The organism is Vibrio sp. Isolate25, from assembly GCF_022398025.1.
In the GTDB taxonomy this organism is placed as follows: domain Bacteria; phylum Pseudomonadota; class Gammaproteobacteria; order Enterobacterales; family Vibrionaceae; genus Vibrio; species Vibrio coralliilyticus_A.
This window is the reverse complement of sequence record NZ_JAKEUT010000002.1, coordinates 367,685-385,858: the sequence shown is the minus strand read 5'-3', so window position 1 is coordinate 385,858 and position 18,174 is coordinate 367,685. Positions and strand designations below refer to the sequence as shown.

The window sequence follows — 18,174 nt, the reverse complement described above, 5'->3', positions numbered from 1 at the left end:
TCTTTAGATCTTTTTGAAAACCAATGAGCCATTTGTACCACCAAAGCCAAATGAGTTACAGATAGCGTACTCTGAATCGATTGGTTTTGCCGTATGAGGGACTAAATCAATGTCTTCAAGGCCTTCTTCACGGTTGTCTAAGTTAATGGTTGGTGGAACCATTTGATCAACCAAAGACATAATCGTCACAATGGCTTCAACAGAACCCGCAGCGCCAAGTAGGTGACCCGTCATTGACTTGGTAGAAGAAACTTTCACTTGCTGAGTACCTTCTTCGCCCAGTGCACGACGGATGCCTTTCACTTCAGCAACATCGCCAGCCGGAGTAGACGTACCGTGAGCATTTACATAGCCGACTTGTGTACCAGTGATGCCAGCGTCACGCATTGCCGCTTCCATTGCCAGCGCACCACCAGAGCCATCTTCACTCGGCGAGGTCATGTGGTAAGCATCACCAGACATACCAAAGCCAACCAGCTCTGCGTAGATCTTAGCACCGCGTGCTTTGGCATGTTCGTACTCTTCCAGAACAATGATACCTGCGCCATCACCCAGTACAAAACCGTCACGGTCTTTATCCCATGGGCGAGAAGCTTTTTGGGGTTCGTCATTACGGGTTGACAGCGCTTTCGCTGCACCAAAGCCAGCCATGCCCAGAGGAGTCGAAGCTTTTTCTGCGCCACCTGCAACCATAGCGTCAGCATCACCGTATGCAATCATACGGGCAGCATGACCGATATTATGTAGACCCGTTGTACACGCCGTAGAAATCGCGATATTAGGACCGCGCAAACCACGCATAATGGATAAGTTACCAGCAACCATATTTACAATGGTTGAAGGGACGAAGAATGGGCTAACTTTGCGAGGGCCTTTTTCGACTAGTGCAGTATGACCAGACTCAATAAGGTCAAGACCACCGATGCCTGAACCAATCGCAACACCTACTCGCGCTGCGTTTTCTTCATTAATTTGTAAACCAGAGTCGTCTAAAGCTTGGATACCAGCAGCGATGCCGTATTGGATAAACAAGTCCATCTTACGAGCATCTTTTTTAGACATGTACTCTGTACAGTCGAAATCTTTTACTAAGCCTGCAAAACGAGTTGAGAAATTTTCAGTATCAAAGTGCTCGATATTCACAATACCACTTTGACCAGCTAGCAAGGCTTTCCAGGATGATTCTACAGTGTTGCCGACCGGTGACAACATACCCATGCCAGTGACAACAACACGACGCTTGGACACGATTTTATTCTCCGGGATTGAAATGATTCTATGAGAGGATAGAAGGAATAAAAAGAACACAGGCGGCCAGAAGGCCGCCTGGGAGAGATATTACTGAGCGCTGTTCACGTAGTCGATAGCAGCTTGAACAGTAGTGATCTTCTCAGCTTCTTCGTCTGGAATCTCAGTGTCAAATTCTTCTTCTAGAGCCATTACTAGTTCAACAGTGTCTAGAGAATCAGCACCTAGATCGTCAACGAAAGAAGCTTCATTTTTAACTTCTGCTTCGTCTACACCTAGCTGTTCAACAATGATTTTCTTTACGCGTTCTTCGATGTTGCTCATTTTTCTTTTCCTTTACAGATTTCGCTCAATGCGATGATTCCGTAGTTTATTCGAACTATTGAAAGTTGCAAGGGGGTCCTTGCTGGTCAAACCACAATTTTCGCGATTTTAACCGAAATTCAATACATTTTTGACTTATATCATGCACAAATGTTGCGCATTTTAATGCCAGTTATCACAAACTATAGGCTACTTTTGTGACAGCAAATAGCCCATTTGGTTCAAGATTAGGCATTAAACCATGTACATGCCACCATTAACATGCAAAGTTTCACCAGTAATGTACGCAGCTTCTGGAGAAGCTAAGAACGCTACTGCTGATGCAATTTCACGTGGGTCACCAAGACGACCAGCTGGGACGTTAGCCAAAGTTGCTGCACGTTGCTCGTCATTTAGCGCCTTAGTCATGTCAGTTTCGATAAATCCTGGTGCAACGGTGTTAACGGTTACACCACGAGAAGCCACTTCACGTGCCATAGATTTAGTGAAACCAATCACACCTGCTTTTGCTGCTGCGTAGTTAGTTTGACCTGCATTACCCATAGTACCAACAACAGAACCAACGTTGATGATACGACCTGCACGCTTCTTCATCATGCCACGAAGTACAGCTTTAGACATGCGGTAGATAGGCGTCAGGTTAGTATTGATGATGTCATTCCATTCATCATCCTTCATACGCATCAATAAATTATCACGCGTAATACCTGCATTGTTCACCAGAATATCGATTGCGCCAAACTCATCGTTAATATTTTTCAGAGTTGCTTCAATTGATTCGATATCTGTCACGTTTAGCGCCAGACCTTTCCCATTTTCACCAAGGTATTCACTGATTGCAGCAGCACCATTCTCAGAGGTCGCAGTACCGATAACCTTAGCACCACGTTCAACAAGTAGTTCAGCGATAGCACGGCCAATACCACGACTTGCGCCTGTGACCAGTGCGATCTTGCCTTCTAGGTTCATCATGATTTATTCCTTAAAAGTTTACTTAGCCGCTTCTAGAGATGCAGCATCGTTAACTGCAGCGCCACTAAGTGTCTTTACGATACGTTTTGTCAGGCCGGTAAGAACTTTACCTGGGCCTAATTCAAGAAGTTTTTCAACACCTTGCTCGCTCATTAGCTGTACACTTTCCGTCCAACGGACTGGGCTGTATAGCTGGCGTACAAGTGCATTCTTAATTTTCGCAGGGTCCGTTTCAGCAACAACATCAACGTTATTGATCACAGGCAGCTGAGGTGCATTGAATTCGATGCTTTCAAGAGCGATAGCAAGCTTATCTGCTGCTGGTTTCATCAAAGCACAATGAGAAGGTACGGAAACAGGTAGCGGTAGAGCACGCTTAGCCCCCGCTTCTTTACACAGTGCTCCAGCACGCTCGACTGCATCCTTACTACCCGCTATAACAACTTGACCTGGAGAGTTGTAGTTTACTGGCGACACCACTTCACCTTGAGCCGCTTCTTCACATGCTTTAGCAATAGATTCATCATCTAGACCGATGATCGCGAACATAGCACCAGTGCCTGCTGGCACTGCTTCCTGCATGAGCTGACCACGTAACTCAACTAATTTGATGGCTTGTTTAAAATCAATGACACCAGCACAAACCAGCGCTGAGTATTCACCTAGGCTGTGCCCTGCTAGGTTTGCTGGTTGCTCTAAACCTAGCTCTTGCCATACTCGCCAGATAGCAACTGAAGACGCTAGCAATGCAGGTTGAGTACGGAATGTCTGATTAAGATCTTCAGCAGGGCCATTTTGAACCAGCGCCCAAAGATCGTAACCGAGAGCCTCAGACGCTTCTGCGAAAGTGTTTTTTACTACTTCATACTGTTCGCCAAGCTCTGCAAGCATACCCACAGCTTGAGAACCTTGACCTGGAAATACGATAGCAAAATTGCTCATTTTCTTTTCCTTAAAACAAAGTAAGAAAGAAAAGATGCCTAAAAAGGCACCTTAAAGTTTAAATTCAATTGAGGTTAGAACTTAACCAGAGCTGAGCCCCAAGTAAAACCGCCACCAAACGCCTCCAACAGAAGCATCTGACCACGTTTAATTCGCCCATCACGCACAGCTTCATCCAGTGCTGTCGGGACAGTGGCCGCTGATGTATTGCCATGCCTATCCAGTGTAATCACTACTTGATCTAATGACATAGACAGTTTCTTAGCCGTTGCGGAGATAATACGGTAATTGGCTTGATGAGGAACTAACCAATCTAGTTCAGACTTATGCATATCGTTGGCAGCCAGCGTGTCCTTAACGAGTTTGGACAGCTGTGTCACCGCCACTTTAAAGACCTCGTTGCCCGCCATATGTAGCCACTTATCAGCATCTTTACCACGCTCAGGAACCTCAAGGCTTAGCAACTCACCGAAACGGCCATCTGAGTAGATATGCGTTGAAAGAATCCCAGGCTCTTCACTTGCACCAACAACAACTGCACCAGCGCCATCACCAAACAAGATAATGGTAGAACGGTCTGTTGGATCACAAGTTTTCGACAGAGTGTCTGAACCGATAACCAGTACATTCTTACACATACCCGTTTTGACATGCTGGTCAGCGACAGAAAGTGCGTAGACAAAACCTGAACATGCCGCAGCAATGTCAAATGCCGGACAACCTTTGATATCCAATTTAGCCTGAACTTGGCACGCAGAAGATGGAAAAGTATGACTACTACTGGTTGTCGCGACAATAATCAGGTCGATATCGTTTTTGTCGATACCCGCCATTTCAATAGCATTCTCTGCCGCGATATACCCCATATCAGCAACAGTTTCACCCTCGGCTGCGATGCGACGCTCTTTAATACCAGTGCGAGCGACAATCCACTCATCACTCGTATCTACCATTTTCTCTAAATCTGCGTTTGAACGCACCTGAGATGGCAGGTAGCTGCCAGTACCTAAAATTTTGCTATACATGAAGACTAATAATGCCTCTCGAGTAAAACCGCTTCCAAACGATCACTAATACGGCTGGGTACTTGTCGTTTGACCTCGTGTAACGCTTCACCAATGGCATTGATGACCGCGTCTACATCAGCACTTCCGTGGCTTTTTATGACAATGCCGCGCAATCCTAGCAAACTTGCACCGTTATACTGGTCGGGGTTCAATGTTTTTAGTTCATTAAATAGCCCAGAAAATAATTTTCTTGCAATCCAACCTTTTATCGATGAAGCCATCATGCTCGTTTTCAGCTTATCGATAAACAGTTGAGCGGTACCTTCACATGCTTTGAGACACACATTGCCGACAAAACCATCACAAACCACCACATCAGCAGAATCGTGCAATAACTGATTACCTTCAATATAGCCGACGAAATTCACGGATTGCGTCTGAGATAACATTTCAGCACAACGTTTTACGAGATCGTTACCTTTAATTTCTTCGGCACCGATATTAAGAATCGCAACACGTGGAGGCCGGCCTAGATACTGTTCAGTTAAAGCACTACCCATAACCGCAAACTGAAACAGAGAATCCGCATCGCACGATACATTGGCACCAAGATCTAACATCCAAGTTCGACCACCTGAAGCGGTCGGTAAGGCTGAGATTAGTGCTGGACGCTCAATTCCTGGTAGTAGTTTCAGTCGAAAACGTGACAAAGCCATAAGTGCACCAGTGTTACCACCACTGACACAGGCATCGGCTTCGCCTTGAGCCACAGCATCAATAGCGGTAGCCATTGAAGTACCATTGCTGTTTCGCAGCGCAAGAGAAGGTTTTTCTGAGTTAGAGATCACCCGGTCACTGTGCTGAATACTCAGACGAGCATCAGGTTGATAACCAATAGATGACAATTGAGTTGTGATCGCAGTCCGATCACCTGTGAGGATCACTTTCAGCTCTGGGAAATGCGACAGTGCCTGCACGGCGGCAGGCACTGTGACGCGAGGACCGAAATCCCCGCCCATTGCATCAAGTGCAACGGTTATATTAGGCAAAGGTCAACCTTACTTGTTGATAACCTTTTTACCACGGTAGTAACCTTCAGCAGTTACGTTGTGGCGCAGGTGAGTTTCACCTGAAGTTGCGTCTACAGATAGTGCAGCTGTAGATAGGGCATCGTGTGAACGACGCATGCCACGCTTTGAACGTGATTTCTTGCTCTTTTGTACGGCCATTGACCCTACTCCTATGTTAATTCTTAAAGAATTACTTCTTTAAGTTTTTTAAAACATCGAATGGATTCGGCTTATCTTCCACAATTTCTTCTGGAATTTCACCAAATACCAAATTGTCTGATTTAACGCTGCAATCCGCTTCATCATGTTTTGCGATTTGAGGCAAGTTTAGAATGAACTCGTCTTCAACAAGCTGTATTAGGTCAATTTCACCGTACTCGTTCAGATCTACCAAATCGTACTCTTCCGGTGCTTCCTCTTCAGTCTTTTCACCTTTGTAAGGTGTATAGGTGAATTGGACATCGCACTCATGTGCGAAAACCTCATTACAGCGTTGACACTCTAAATCAACTTCGATGTTAGCTTTACCAGAGATAACAACGAGCCGCTGTTCATCTAACTCAAATGACAATGACACTTGAGCGTCGCGTTTAACGCCTTCGACTGAGTCAAACAAACGCTTAAAAAGGCTAACTTGAATGATACCATCATAATCAAGTCGCTTCTGAGCAGCGCGTGCCGGATCAACCGTTCGCGGTATTTTTACCTTTTGCATAGGGCGCGAATTCTATCTTCCAATTCGTTTTGAGTCAAAGGAAAAGGACAAAAAGTTAGAGTTTTTTTCCTTAGTATCAGAAGAGCTAGGACGACTAGCGTAATATCGATTAAGCTGTGGCTAACTCCCTGAAAGATTGTAATAGACAATGTCAAAATACCAACTTGTTTTAGCCTCAACCTCTCCATATCGCAAACAACTGCTTGATAAGCTATCACTCCCTTTTGTCACTGCCTCTCCTCGTTTTGATGAGACACCACTTTCTAATGAGCAACCTGAAAACCTAGTCAAGCGCTTAGCAATAGGTAAAGCTGAGTCTTGTCAGACCGAGCAGCCGAGTCTTATCATAGGCAGTGATCAGGTTTGTATTATTAATGGGCAAATAATAGGTAAGCCTAAGAATAGGGAGAAAGCCATTCAGCAGCTCACTCAACAAAGCGGCAAGGCCATTCAATTTTTTACTGGGCTAGCGATCCATAACACTGAAACAGAAAAGACAGAAGTACGGGTAGATACATTTACCGTTCAATTCCGAAAGTTGACGCACCAACAAATCTGCAATTATGTCGATAAAGAACAACCATTCTATTGCGCAGGTAGCTTTAAGAGTGAAGGATTAGGCATCGCCTTATTTGAGCGACTAGAAGGTAAAGACCCGAACACCTTAATTGGCCTTCCTTTGATTGACCTGGTAGATATGCTTGAAACTCAAGGAGTCTCTGTACTTTAATCAGATTGAGTGTATTAACACGCGAGAGTAGAACTCTGTTACTGTTTAACTCTCGCTTATTAAGACCTATCACTTCATTTAAAGATTACGAAGTCCAGCTAATGCCTTTTCAAGCTTTGGCTCCATTGGAGCACTTATCTCCATCCATTCGTCATTAGATGGATGTTGGAACTTGATATTAGCTGCATGAAGGAAAAGGCGATCAAGCCCTACTTTCGCGGTATATGCATCAAATCGACGATCACCATATCGGTCATCCCAAGCAATTGGATGACCTGTATACTGAGTATGAACACGGATTTGGTGGGTACGCCCCGTGATAGGACTCGCCTGAATCAAAGTCGCATCTGCGAACTTTTCTATGATCTTAAAGCGTGTCTCTGAAGGCTTTCCCTGCGGATTCACACGCACAATACTATTCACCTCATTTTTGAGTAGTGGCGCTTTGACAACCTTACAGCTGCTTTTCCACTGACCCATCACCAAGGCAAAGTAGTATTTCTGCACGGTTTTCTCTCGAAACTGAGCTTGAAGATGGCGCAAAGCTGAACGCTTTTTCGCCACGAGCAAAATACCAGAAGTATCACGGTCAATTCGATGCACTAGTTCAAGAAAACGAGCTTGTGGTCTTAGTGCACGTAATGCTTCAATCGCGCCAAACTTTAGCCCACTGCCACCATGAACAGCAGTACCCGAAGGTTTGTTTAGAATTAACATATGTTCATCTTCATGGATGATCATATGTTCAAGTTCAGCCACCTTATTGAGTTTGACACTTGGTGCAACTTCGTCTTGCTTTTCTTCAATCGTCACAGGAGGAATTCTGACTAAATCCCCCGCTTTCAATTTATATTCAGCTTTGATTCGCTTCTTGTTTACGCGTACTTCCCCTTTGCGCAAGATCCGGTAAACCATGCTTTTTGGAATGCTTTTCAGTTGGTTGCGTAAGAAGTTATCGATACGCTGGCCAGCCATGTCTTCGTCGATATCGACAAACTGGACTTTTGTTCTAATTTCGCTCATTTGGCTATTCTATCATTCTAGCTTGCGTAAGTTCACGTTTTCTAGGCAACAACTTAATCATCCCCTCTCTTAGAATGAATTTCTGTTGTTCTACGAATAAAAATCCACCAAGCTAATTGCAATTTTCAAAAAACCTTATACAAAGTTTTTAAATACATGCACTTAAAAAATTTAAAATTAGGTTTTTTAGCGTTTTATAATAAAGCAGATTGCTGAGTTTAATGGGTACTGCTATAGTTCACACCTGCAATGAATGATTAGGTTGCATTTTAAACAAGCCCGATCACTTTTGAGCAAGAGAATGAGTAGCCCGCTAATTTACCAAAATGCAGCATATGGCGTAAGACATTTTCGGGATTAGTACAGCTTGCTGCCCTACTCAAAAATCTTTCATGTTGAGTATCATCCGCCACTATTGCGGCTTACAAGCCAAACGTTTGTAAGACTGACGTGCCCAAAGAGCATCCCTCCAGCCGGGAGGCTGCACACATTAAGCCATGGGATCAGGCACCGTGAAAGAAATTACCAGGCAGCAAGAAGACATATAATGACAACGAGATTTATCAATGAAAAGAATGTTAATCAACGCAACTCAAAAAGAAGAGTTGCGTGTTGCTTTGGTTGATGGTCAGCGCTTATATGATTTAGATATCGAAAGCCCAGGCCACGAATCCAAAAAAGCAAATATCTACAAAGGACGTATCACTCGCATCGAACCAAGTCTGGAAGCAGCCTTCGTTGATTATGGTGCTGAAAGACACGGTTTCCTCCCTCTAAAAGAAATTGCCCGCGAATATTTCCCTGAAGGTTACACCTATCAAGGCCGACCTAGCATTAAAGAAGTGCTGACTGAAGGCCAGGAAGTGATTGTTCAGGTTGAGAAAGAAGAACGAGGCAGCAAAGGCGCTGCACTCACGACTTTTATCTCTCTTGCTGGTAGTTACCTTGTTCTGATGCCAAATAACCCTCGTGCCGGTGGTATCTCTCGCCGAATCGAAGGGGATGAGCGCACTCAACTTAAAGCCGCACTGAGCACTTTAGAACTGCCACAAGGCATGGGCCTTATCGTTCGCACTGCAGGTGTTGGTAAAAGCGCAGAAGAGCTTGAGTGGGACTTAAATGTACTACTCAACCACTGGGGAGCGATCAAACAAGCCTCTGATGCTAACCCCGCCCCTCTTCTAATCCACCAAGAAAGTAATGTTATCGTACGCGCCATTCGCGATTATCTTCGTCGTGATATTGGTGAAATTCTGATAGATAGCAATACCATCTATGAGCGTGCATTAGAGCACATTCGCCTTGTTCGCCCTGACTTCGTGAATCGAGTCAAAAAATACGACGGTGAAGTACCTCTATTTAGCCATTATCAGATTGAAAGCCAGATTGAATCCGCTTTCCAACGAGAAGTGCGCTTGCCATCTGGTGGTTCAATTGTGATTGATCCAACAGAAGCACTAACGTCAATCGATATTAACTCCGCTCGTGCAACGAAAGGCGGTGATATCGAAGAAACTGCACTGAACACCAACCTTGAAGCAGCGGATGAGATTGCACGCCAGCTTCGCCTTCGTGACTTAGGTGGTCTTGTTGTTATCGACTTCATTGATATGACGCCTGTTCGTCATCAACGTGAAGTGGAAAACCGTCTGCGTGATGCTGTTCGTCTTGACCGTGCTCGCGTCCAAATTGGTCGTATCTCACGCTTTGGGCTACTAGAGATGTCTCGCCAGCGTCTGAGCCCATCTCTTGCAGAGGCTAGCCACCATATCTGTCCTCGCTGTAGTGGTACAGGTGTAGTACGTGATAACGAGTCTCTTGCACTTTCCGTTCTTCGTTTAATTGAAGAAGAAGCATTGAAAGACAACACAGCTCAAGTTTTGGCTGTTGTTCCTGTTCCAATTGCATCATACCTTCTGAATGAAAAACGCCGCTCGGTTAACCACATTGAACGCATTCAGGAAGTGAAGATCACGGTAGTTCCTAACTCAGACATGGAAACACCGCATTTCGAAGTGATCCGAGTTCGTGAAGGTGAAGAGTTTGATTTACTGTCTTACTTGCTGCCTAAGAAACTCGAGTCAATGAAAGAAGCGGAAGGCCGCGAGACCACGGAAACCGAAGTTAAACCAAAGAAACTCGAAGAACCAGCACTTAAAGGTTTCGCTGCACCTTCTCAGTCAGCACCTGCGCCGAAACAACCAGTGAAGACACCTGAGAAGAAAACAGAGCCTAGCGAGGAGAAACCTAGCTTAGTAACTCGATTCTTCAAAGCATTAGGTAGCTTCCTGTTCAGTTCAGATGCTGAAAAAGAGCAGCCAGAAGAGACACCGAAGCATACGAAGAAAGAAGGCCAGCGTAACAATCGCAACCGCCGTAATCGTAATGACCAACGTCGCCGCAACTCTCGTGACAACCGTAACGAGAATCGTGAAGACAAGCGTGATAATAAACGTAACAAGCCTCAGCGTGAGCGTGATGAATCTGCGAATGAGAACAAAGCAGTTTCTAATGAGCGTAAGCAGCAAAACCGTAAGCCTAAGCAAGACCGCCGTAACAAGCAGCGTGATGATGCCAAAGCAAGTAAAGTTGCTGAAGAGGGCCTAAAACTTGCTGCCGAAGCACAGAAAGACGACAAACCTAATCGCGCAGAAGAAAAGGCTGCAAAAGTTAAAGAGCGCCGCCAGCGCCGTAAACTGAATAAGCAGGTTCGCGTAAAAGATCAGAAAGCCCAAGCTGAAGCTGTTGAAGAAGTGAAACAGGTTAAAACCGAAGCGGTAGCAGAAGCGGTTGAGCAATCTGTTGAAGCAGCAGCAGCGGAAGAAGGCGAACAACCAAAACAGCGCCGTAACCGTCGTTCACCACGTCATCTTCGGGCAAGTGGACAGCGCCGTCGTCGTGGTCGTGATCGTCGCCCTAATCCTTTCCGTCTACGTAAAGGTGGCGTCGCTTCGCCAGAAATGGCAATGGGTAAAGTCATGCCAAGTTACGGTATTACCAAACCAGAAGCTAAGCAGAAAGCAAAGACTGAGCAAGTCGCTAGCTCTGAAGCTACAGCTGCCCTTGGAGGTTTTGCTTGTCCAGAAATGGCAATGGGCAAAGTAATTGTTCGCCAACAAGAACCTGTGATTGAGCCAGTAGTGGAACAAGCTGAGCCAGTTGAAGCGACCACAGCGGTTGAAGCTGATCCAATAGCAGCTGCAGCGACTGAAGAGACAAAAGCTGACGTTATACCGGTAGTCGAAGAAAACACCGTAAAAGAAACGGTTGTCGCGCCTGAAACTCAGCCAAGCTCAGATATTGTCGTGCCTAAAGCCTTTAAAGGTCACGCTTCTGCACCAATGGCTAAAGCGCCTGGGACTACAGAGATGAAAGAAATCAATGTGGTTGCGGCACCTTTCCGTGAAGAGCGTTATCTGTCTAAAGGGGCAGGCAGCCAAGTTGCTAGCAATAAAGCCAGTGCTGCAATGGCAAAGCCTCAAAGCTTTTAATTAGATTTGATGAAGAGTAAAACAGCCCCATTTTGGGGCTGTTTTTTTTATGTATGCCTAGGGCAGTTCATGACTGCTCTCACTATTTATCACAAATATTAGCCAATATTGGCTTCTTTGTTGAACTTAATCACACTTTTAGGTAGCATTCGCCGACTCGATCTGAATCAATTGTTTGGTTTTCAGTGCTCTTTTACATCGCATTTTGCTCACATGAAAACTAAACCAGAACCTATACTTTAAACTGTCGTTCTCTGATATTCAGAATAACCGTAAACATTTAGCATAACTGAGCAATCATGTTTGAATTCCCTCAATTTTCGAAACACTCTGTAAAAAACGACGTGTTATCCGGCCTAACCGTTGCGTTAGCGTTAGTGCCTGAAGCCGTTGCTTTTGCATTCGTTGCAGGCGTTGACCCTATGGTTGGTCTCTACGCGGCATTCATTGTTGGCCTTATTACCTCTATCTTCGGTGGTCGTCCCGGTATGATCTCTGGTGCAACAGGCGCAATGGCTGTTGTTATGGTATCACTGGTTGCATCCCATGGAGTTCAGTATCTGTTCGCAGCGATCATGCTAGCAGGTATCCTCCAAGTAGCGGCGGGCTTGTTTAAGCTCGGCAAATTCATTCGCATCGTGCCGCATCCAGTTATGATTGGTTTTGTGAATGGCCTGGCGATTGTGATTTTCCTAGCTCAGCTTGGTCAGTTTAAAGCCCCGGACATTAATGGCATGCTAACTTGGCTACCTCAAGACCAAATGATGCTGATGTTGGGTTTAGTGGCGCTAACTATGGCTATTATCCACTTCCTACCAAAGTTCACGACCGCCGTACCATCGTCCTTGGTAGCGATCGTCACAGTGACAGCTTTGGTAGTAGGCTTAGATCTGGAAACCCGTACCGTTGTCGACTTCCTACGCACGATGTCAGGTGATGACGCTGCAACGCTGGCGGGCTCGCTCCCAACCTTCTCCATCCCTATGGTGCCATTCACGCTTGAAACTCTACAAATCATTCTGCCTTACGCCATTATTCTTGCAGCGATTGGTCTGATTGAATCTCTGCTAACACTGACTGTTCTCGACGAAATGACAAACACACGTGGTCAATCAAACCGTGAATGTATTGGTCAGGGTATGGCAAATATGACGTGTTCTGTGTTTGGGGCTATGGGTGGCTGCGCAATGATTGGCCAATCGATGATCAACGTTAACTCCGGTGGCCGCGGACGCTTATCAGGCATCGTGGCGGCATCTGCGCTATTAATATTCATCCTGTTTGCCTCCTCTCTCATTGAGATGATCCCTCTTGCAGCCCTAGTCGGCGTCATGTTTATGGTTGTGATTGGTACTTTTGAATGGGCAACGTTCAAACTGGCTCGTCGTGTACCAAAACAAGACTTCTTCGTTATTGTACTAGTTACAGTGGTTACAGTATTGACTGACCTTGCTATCGCGGTATTTGTTGGGGTTATCGCATCCGCACTTATGTTTGCATGGCAACATGCGAAGCATATTTATGCCGACACTAATATCAATGAGGAAGGCTCTAAAGAGTACAAAATCCACGGCCCGGTCTTCTTCGGTTCCGTTGCTAACTTCCTTGAAATTTTCGATGCTCACGAAGACCCAAGTGACGTGATCGTTGATTTTGCCGATTCTCGCGTCACCGACCACTCGGCTATTGAAGCGATAGAAACACTTGCTGAGCGTTACGCTGCGCAAGGTAAGACACTTCATCTACGCCACCTAAGCCCAGACTGTCGTAAGCTACTAGACAAAGCAGGCAGCTTGGTCGAGATTAACGTCAAAGAAGATCCAAGCTATAAAGTCGCAACCGACGTATTAGCGGGTTAAGCAAATACATCAAGGGCTTCCACATGGAAGCCCTTTTATTATCCGCTATAAATGCTTGCTTAACTTTTCACCCATCAACTCCAGCCGCCAACCCTGCATTACATCTGGTAAGAGTGCCGGATCTCGATCCTTTTTCCATACCCAACTGATCAGCTGATTAAGCTGTTTCTTAGAGGCTAAGAACTCCGTTGCCAGACCAGAAGACTGCGAGACTTTTTTCACTTCATCTTTTAATGTCTTAAATTTCTGCTTGTAGCCCGGCATATCCATTAAGCGTTCAATTTTTTCTGGATACTCCTCCGCAGGCGTCATACGTGCTGACTTAACAATAGAGATGATTCTCGCACTGTGTCGTTGCACCGAGCGAAGATCCATACCTTCTTGTTCCATACGTTGTTTGTTTTGCAAACCGAGCTTAGCAATAGTAAGTAAATCATTCTCTTTGAAAACGAAGTTCAATGCTAAGTCGCGGCGAACCGCCTCTTTATAACGCCAAGTGGCAAGAGGCTTCAATATTGCTAACTCGCGAGGTTTAAGTTGCCATGCGCCTTTAATATCAAGGTAAGCATATTCAGCATTAACAGATTTGATACGTTTAGTCGCCAGTAACTCACTTTCCTGCTGAGCTGCTTCCCACCAACCAGCCTGAACAATGTCATCGTGCAACTTTTCGTACAATGGGAACAAGTAGTAGACATCCGCTGCCGCATAATCGAGCTGTTTATCAGTCAATGGCCTCGCTAACCAGTCTGTCCGAGACTCACTTTTATCCAGTTCAATCGCCAGATAAGATTCAACCAAAGAAGCGAAACCCGTCGACAAACCATGCCCTAAAAATGCAGCCATCAGTTGAGTATCCACCATTGGGAATGGTAGGCACCCAAAGCTGTTATTAAACACTTCCAAGTCTTCACCACATGCATGCAAGACCTTAAGCACTGAGGTATCTTTAAGAAGGTGCACAAAGGCTGTCATATCATCGATGACCGTTGGATCAATCAGAGAAAGTTTTTCACCATCAAACAACTGAATAAGGCCAAGCTGAGGATAATAGGTGCGGGTTCGAACAAACTCAGTATCGAGCATAACAACATCCGTTTCTCGAGCTTGTTGACACACACTTTCTAGCTGTTCTGGACAGGTAATGATCTGATAATTCACAAAGTTCTCACTGTGACTAATGGGGCCTGCAAATAAAAATGCCGACTGGTATTAGTCGGCATTTTAACACTAAACACTTGGTTCTGCTTATTTTTAACTTTAGCTGGCCTTCGCTAGGTTTGCATCATTCTCTTCACGAAGAACACGACGCAATATTTTACCCACGTTGGTTTTCGGCAGCTCATCTTTGAATTCAACCAGCTTAGGTACTTTATAACCCGTTAGATGCTGGCGGCAGTGAGCAATGATCTCATCTTTTGTCAGGCTTGGATCACGCTTAACCACATAGATTTTAACCAGTTCTCCTGATACTTCATGTGGCTGACCAATCGCGGCAACTTCCAGAACTTTACCGTGCAGTGCAACCACATCTTCAATCTCGTTCGGATAGACATTAAAGCCCGAGACTAGAATCATATCCTTTTTGCGATCAACAATATGGATAAGACCTTCATCGTCAAATTTAACAATGTCACCAGTAGACAGCCAGCCTTCACCATTGATCACCTCTTTGCTGGCTTCCGGTCTTTGCCAGTAACCTTGCATCACCTGTGGCCCGCGAACTTGTAGCTCACCTACTTCCGTATTTGGCACTGGGTTACCTTCATCATCAACAATACGAACTTCAGTAGAAGGGACTGGCAAACCAATTGCGCCCGTATACTCCGTCAGATCATAAGGGTTAACTGTCACTAATGGAGAACACTCGGTCAGTCCATAACCTTCTAACAGATGGACACCCGTGGTCTTCTTCCATTGTTCAGCAACAGCTCGCTGAACGGCCATACCGCCGCCTACCGCCAATTTGAGATTACTGAAGTCGAGTTCATGGAAATCTTCATTATTGACCAAAGCATTGAAAAGAGTGTTTACGCCTGTGATCGCAGTGAATGGACACTTTTGAAGCTCTTTGACAAAACCAGGAATATCTCTAGGGTTGGTGATCAACAAATTGCGCCCGCCAAGCTCAAGGAACAATAAGCAATTCACCGTAAGAGCAAAAACATGATAAAGCGGTAGAGCGGTTACAACCACTTCTCGACCTTCTTTGAGAACTGGCCCATACATACCTTTTGCTTGCATGATATTAGCAATCATATTGCTATGAGTCAGAATTGCCCCTTTCGCGACCCCTGTTGTCCCACCGGTGTACTGGAGAAAAGCAATATCATCCCCGGACATAAAAGGCTTAACGTATTGCAAGCGTCGACCTTTATGAAGAGCCTTGCGCATAGAGATTGCACCTGGTAAATCATACTTAGGCACCATACCTTTAACGTACTTTACAACAAAATCGACAATCGTCCCTTTCGCACGTGGAAGCATCTGACCAAGGCTAGTCAGCACTACATGTTTCACAGGGGTGTTTTCGACAACTTGCTCTAAGGTATTAGCAAAGTTAGAGACAATCACGATCGCTTTGGCACCGGAATCGTTGAGCTGATGTTCAAGTTCACGTGGGGTGTAAAGAGGGTTCACGTTAACAGCAATAAGCCCTGCACGCAGAACGCCAAACAGTGCAACTGGATATTGCAGTAAGTTTGGCATCATCAAAGCAACACGGTCACCTTTTTGCAATTTCAGTTCATTTTGCAGATAAGCAGCGAAAGCACGACTACGTTCCTCTAGTTTACGGAACGTCATAACCGAGCCCATATTCATAAAGGCAGGCTGATCAGCAAATTTTTGTACTGACTGCTCAAACATTTCCACCAATGACGGATATTGTTCTGGGTTGATGTGTTCTGGCACATCGCTCGGATAACGTGATAACCAAGGTTTATCCACGGTAATACTCCTCGAAATAAGCTGGCTGTTGTCGACGAAACGCCGTGTTTTTTATTGACGACCATTACAACACAGGCCAAGTGCTTGAGCACGAAAGACTCAAACACTTGTTTAAATTTTGTTAACTAAGCCAAAAATTAGGTTAGATACTCTAGAAGGGACTTGTAGATGGCAGTGATGTCCACCAGGTACCGTGACAACATCGGTATTCATCGAGGCATCATTTGTTGGTTTCTGCAAGTGGGGAAAACCTTGTTCGCCCAGGACAATGAGCTGGGGGCAAACTATCTGTTGGCAAACGGATTGCGCGTGCTCAAAAGACATTCGATACAAAGACTGGCTTTGTAATTTTTCATCATGACGCCATACCCAGCCATCATCAGTCCTTGCCAGTGCTCTTTTGACAACAGGGCTGATAAGTTCAGGAGAGATTTGATTAATCTTGGCCCTGACATCGATAGCGGTGGTATCGGAATCAAATGCTCTGGTCGGTTTATTGCGTATTCTCTGTCGGCTCAAAACACCTTCTCTTAAGCGAGAGACGGTTTTACTTTCTTCTTCCGCCAGAGGCCCACGCCCTTCTATCTGAACTAATCCACTGATTTGTTCAGGAAAGGCGGCACTATAGCAACTTGCAATCAAAGCACCAAGTGAATGACCAACCAACACTAACCTGTTTGGCGATAACTTAGCCAAAAACTGGTAAACATCGTCAATATAATCATGAAATGGGTAAAAATTGCTACCTGACTTATGGCTAGAGTGACCATGACCGGGCAAATCGATAGCACAAAGATGTAAGAAAGGCGCTGACTGGTGCAACGCCTGCATTACAGATTCAAAACTGGCGGCGTTATCCAACCAACCGTGAATAAAGACGATGCTGCAGTCTGATGCCTGACTATCTCCGTATTCTATGGAGGTAATATGCCCATCAGCAATTGAGTAACGGGTATCTCTGCGGGTCATTTGACTTCTTGGATCACTTTGCCCTGTCTGGTTCCTCGGGTGAGGTCACGACAATACAAACTTCGGCAAGGGTACCTTGAGGGTCCAAAATCATCGTGCACAATTACACGCTCTTCAATTCGCCACAGATGATAACTCTTGATATTCATGACAGGAAAATCGTAGCTATACTCACCCACTTTGGCAGCTTCAGTGCCACTGCTATCACCGAGCAAAGTAATCAATCGACCTTGAGAAAGAGTCACAGGATCGGCAAAACCGTCGATATAGCCTACGAATCGACCTTGAGGTTCTTGGTTAATATCAGGCTTGCCATTAGAGCTGATAGGCAGATTCACCACTTCAACTCTCGTCTTATCTTTAAGGTTAGTAACTGAAGCGATGACGCCCCCCAAGCGAAGCTCTTGCTCTTGTGATGCTGAAGACTGCCAGCCAGAATAATTGGTTTGCAAGTCCGGATTATCAGACGCAAGGTTTTCAGGGAGAGTGCTGCACGCGGTCAATACAGTCAGGATACTTGCCACAGGAATAATTTTGAAAAAGCGAGACATCATAAGGACTTACCCAAAAGTTATATATAGATATCGACACCCAACAGCTGTGATAGTTCATCACGCTTAGATTGGTTCATGACATTCATATACTCTTCCATTGCTTTACGCCCCTGACCTTCGGGCAAGTCGTATTGCACTTGAGCTTTATGGATGTCTGCTTCATTGACATGACGAATAGAATGCGCCACCGCGTTGGCGACTTTAGATGGCTGACCAACAGACGGCTTATTCTGAGACTTTCTCGCCTCATCTTTTTTTCCGGTTTTATTGGCCTTATTCGGTCCCGGAACCGAAGGAGGCAATCCATTAATCGAAACCATA

Annotated in this window: 17 protein-coding genes; 3 read left to right on the top strand and 14 right to left on the bottom strand. The window is 45.3% G+C overall.

What is annotated here, in order from left to right; all coding sequences use genetic code 11:
* Positions 1 to 3: 3 nt before the first annotated feature.
* The 8 genes from fabF to yceD form a co-directional block, all read right to left on the bottom strand.
* Positions 4 to 1,248, bottom strand: a complete 1,245-nt coding sequence (gene fabF, locus L1D15_RS08460) for a beta-ketoacyl-ACP synthase II (RefSeq protein ID WP_239867839.1) — start codon at positions 1,246 to 1,248, stop codon at positions 4 to 6.
* 90 nt (positions 1,249 to 1,338) lie between these two features.
* Entirely contained in the window at positions 1,339 to 1,572 is a 234-nt protein-coding gene (gene acpP, locus L1D15_RS08455; protein ID WP_004406112.1) for an acyl carrier protein, read from the bottom strand.
* A 234-nt stretch (positions 1,573 to 1,806) separates the two neighbouring features.
* The gene (gene fabG / locus L1D15_RS08450) at positions 1,807 to 2,541 is read right to left on the bottom strand and encodes a 3-oxoacyl-ACP reductase FabG (RefSeq protein ID WP_239836912.1); all 735 of its coding nucleotides are present in this window, start codon (positions 2,539 to 2,541) and stop codon (positions 1,807 to 1,809) included.
* A gap of 21 nt (positions 2,542 to 2,562) precedes the next feature.
* Complete coding sequence (gene fabD, locus L1D15_RS08445; protein WP_239875296.1) at positions 2,563 to 3,486, bottom strand: ACP S-malonyltransferase; 924 nt, start codon at positions 3,484 to 3,486, stop codon at positions 2,563 to 2,565.
* Between the two features lie 74 nt (positions 3,487 to 3,560).
* A complete protein-coding gene (locus L1D15_RS08440; RefSeq protein WP_239836791.1) occupies positions 3,561 to 4,511 on the bottom strand; it encodes a beta-ketoacyl-ACP synthase III in 951 nt (316 codons plus the stop codon).
* A gap of 5 nt (positions 4,512 to 4,516) precedes the next feature.
* Entirely contained in the window at positions 4,517 to 5,542 is a 1,026-nt protein-coding gene (plsX, locus tag L1D15_RS08435) for a phosphate acyltransferase PlsX (protein ID WP_239867832.1), read from the bottom strand.
* Positions 5,543 to 5,551: 9 nt separating this feature from the next.
* Positions 5,552 to 5,722: a 50S ribosomal protein L32 gene (rpmF, locus tag L1D15_RS08430; RefSeq protein WP_006959289.1), complete on the bottom strand. Its 171-nt coding sequence runs from the start codon at positions 5,720 to 5,722 to the stop codon at positions 5,552 to 5,554.
* A gap of 31 nt (positions 5,723 to 5,753) precedes the next feature.
* On the bottom strand, positions 5,754 to 6,278 hold the full coding sequence (gene yceD / locus L1D15_RS08425) for a 23S rRNA accumulation protein YceD (RefSeq protein WP_239836793.1): 525 nt from the start codon (positions 6,276 to 6,278) through the stop codon (positions 5,754 to 5,756).
* Positions 6,279 to 6,426: 148 nt separating this feature from the next.
* Between yceD and L1D15_RS08420 the strand changes: the two genes are divergently transcribed.
* Entirely contained in the window at positions 6,427 to 7,008 is a 582-nt protein-coding gene (locus L1D15_RS08420) for a nucleoside triphosphate pyrophosphatase (RefSeq protein ID WP_239875295.1), read from the top strand.
* Between the two features lie 78 nt (positions 7,009 to 7,086).
* Here the strand turns inward: L1D15_RS08420 and rluC are convergent, their stop codons facing one another.
* Entirely contained in the window at positions 7,087 to 8,031 is a 945-nt protein-coding gene (gene rluC / locus L1D15_RS08415) for a 23S rRNA pseudouridine(955/2504/2580) synthase RluC (RefSeq protein ID WP_239875294.1), read from the bottom strand.
* A 566-nt stretch (positions 8,032 to 8,597) separates the two neighbouring features.
* On the opposite strand from rluC, the gene rne reads away from it, so the two are divergent.
* Positions 8,598 to 11,522: a ribonuclease E gene (gene rne / locus L1D15_RS08410; RefSeq protein WP_239875293.1), complete on the top strand. Its 2,925-nt coding sequence runs from the start codon at positions 8,598 to 8,600 to the stop codon at positions 11,520 to 11,522.
* 299 nt (positions 11,523 to 11,821) lie between these two features.
* Complete coding sequence (locus tag L1D15_RS08405) at positions 11,822 to 13,381, top strand: SulP family inorganic anion transporter (RefSeq protein ID WP_239867817.1); 1,560 nt, start codon at positions 11,822 to 11,824, stop codon at positions 13,379 to 13,381.
* Between the two features lie 45 nt (positions 13,382 to 13,426).
* Here L1D15_RS08405 and rnd read toward each other — a convergent pair whose 3' ends face one another.
* The 5 genes from rnd to L1D15_RS08380 form a co-directional block, all read right to left on the bottom strand.
* A complete protein-coding gene (gene rnd / locus L1D15_RS08400; RefSeq protein WP_239875292.1) occupies positions 13,427 to 14,542 on the bottom strand; it encodes a ribonuclease D in 1,116 nt (371 codons plus the stop codon).
* A gap of 99 nt (positions 14,543 to 14,641) precedes the next feature.
* Positions 14,642 to 16,330 carry a long-chain-fatty-acid--CoA ligase FadD gene (gene fadD / locus L1D15_RS08395; protein WP_239875291.1) on the bottom strand — a complete coding sequence of 563 codons (1,689 nt, stop codon included), beginning with the start codon at positions 16,328 to 16,330 and terminating at the stop codon, positions 14,642 to 14,644.
* Between the two features lie 111 nt (positions 16,331 to 16,441).
* Positions 16,442 to 17,299, bottom strand: coding sequence for an alpha/beta hydrolase (locus tag L1D15_RS08390; protein WP_239875290.1), 858 nt, complete (start codon positions 17,297 to 17,299; stop codon positions 16,442 to 16,444).
* Positions 17,296 to 17,853, bottom strand: coding sequence for a Slp family lipoprotein (locus tag L1D15_RS08385; protein WP_239875289.1), 558 nt, complete (start codon positions 17,851 to 17,853; stop codon positions 17,296 to 17,298). The genes L1D15_RS08390 and L1D15_RS08385 overlap by 4 nt, the downstream gene beginning before the upstream one ends.
* A gap of 17 nt (positions 17,854 to 17,870) precedes the next feature.
* The gene (locus L1D15_RS08380) at positions 17,871 to 18,173 is read right to left on the bottom strand and encodes a chromosome partitioning protein ParA (RefSeq protein WP_239867803.1); all 303 of its coding nucleotides are present in this window, start codon (positions 18,171 to 18,173) and stop codon (positions 17,871 to 17,873) included.
* Between the last annotated feature and the right edge of the window lies 1 nt (position 18,174).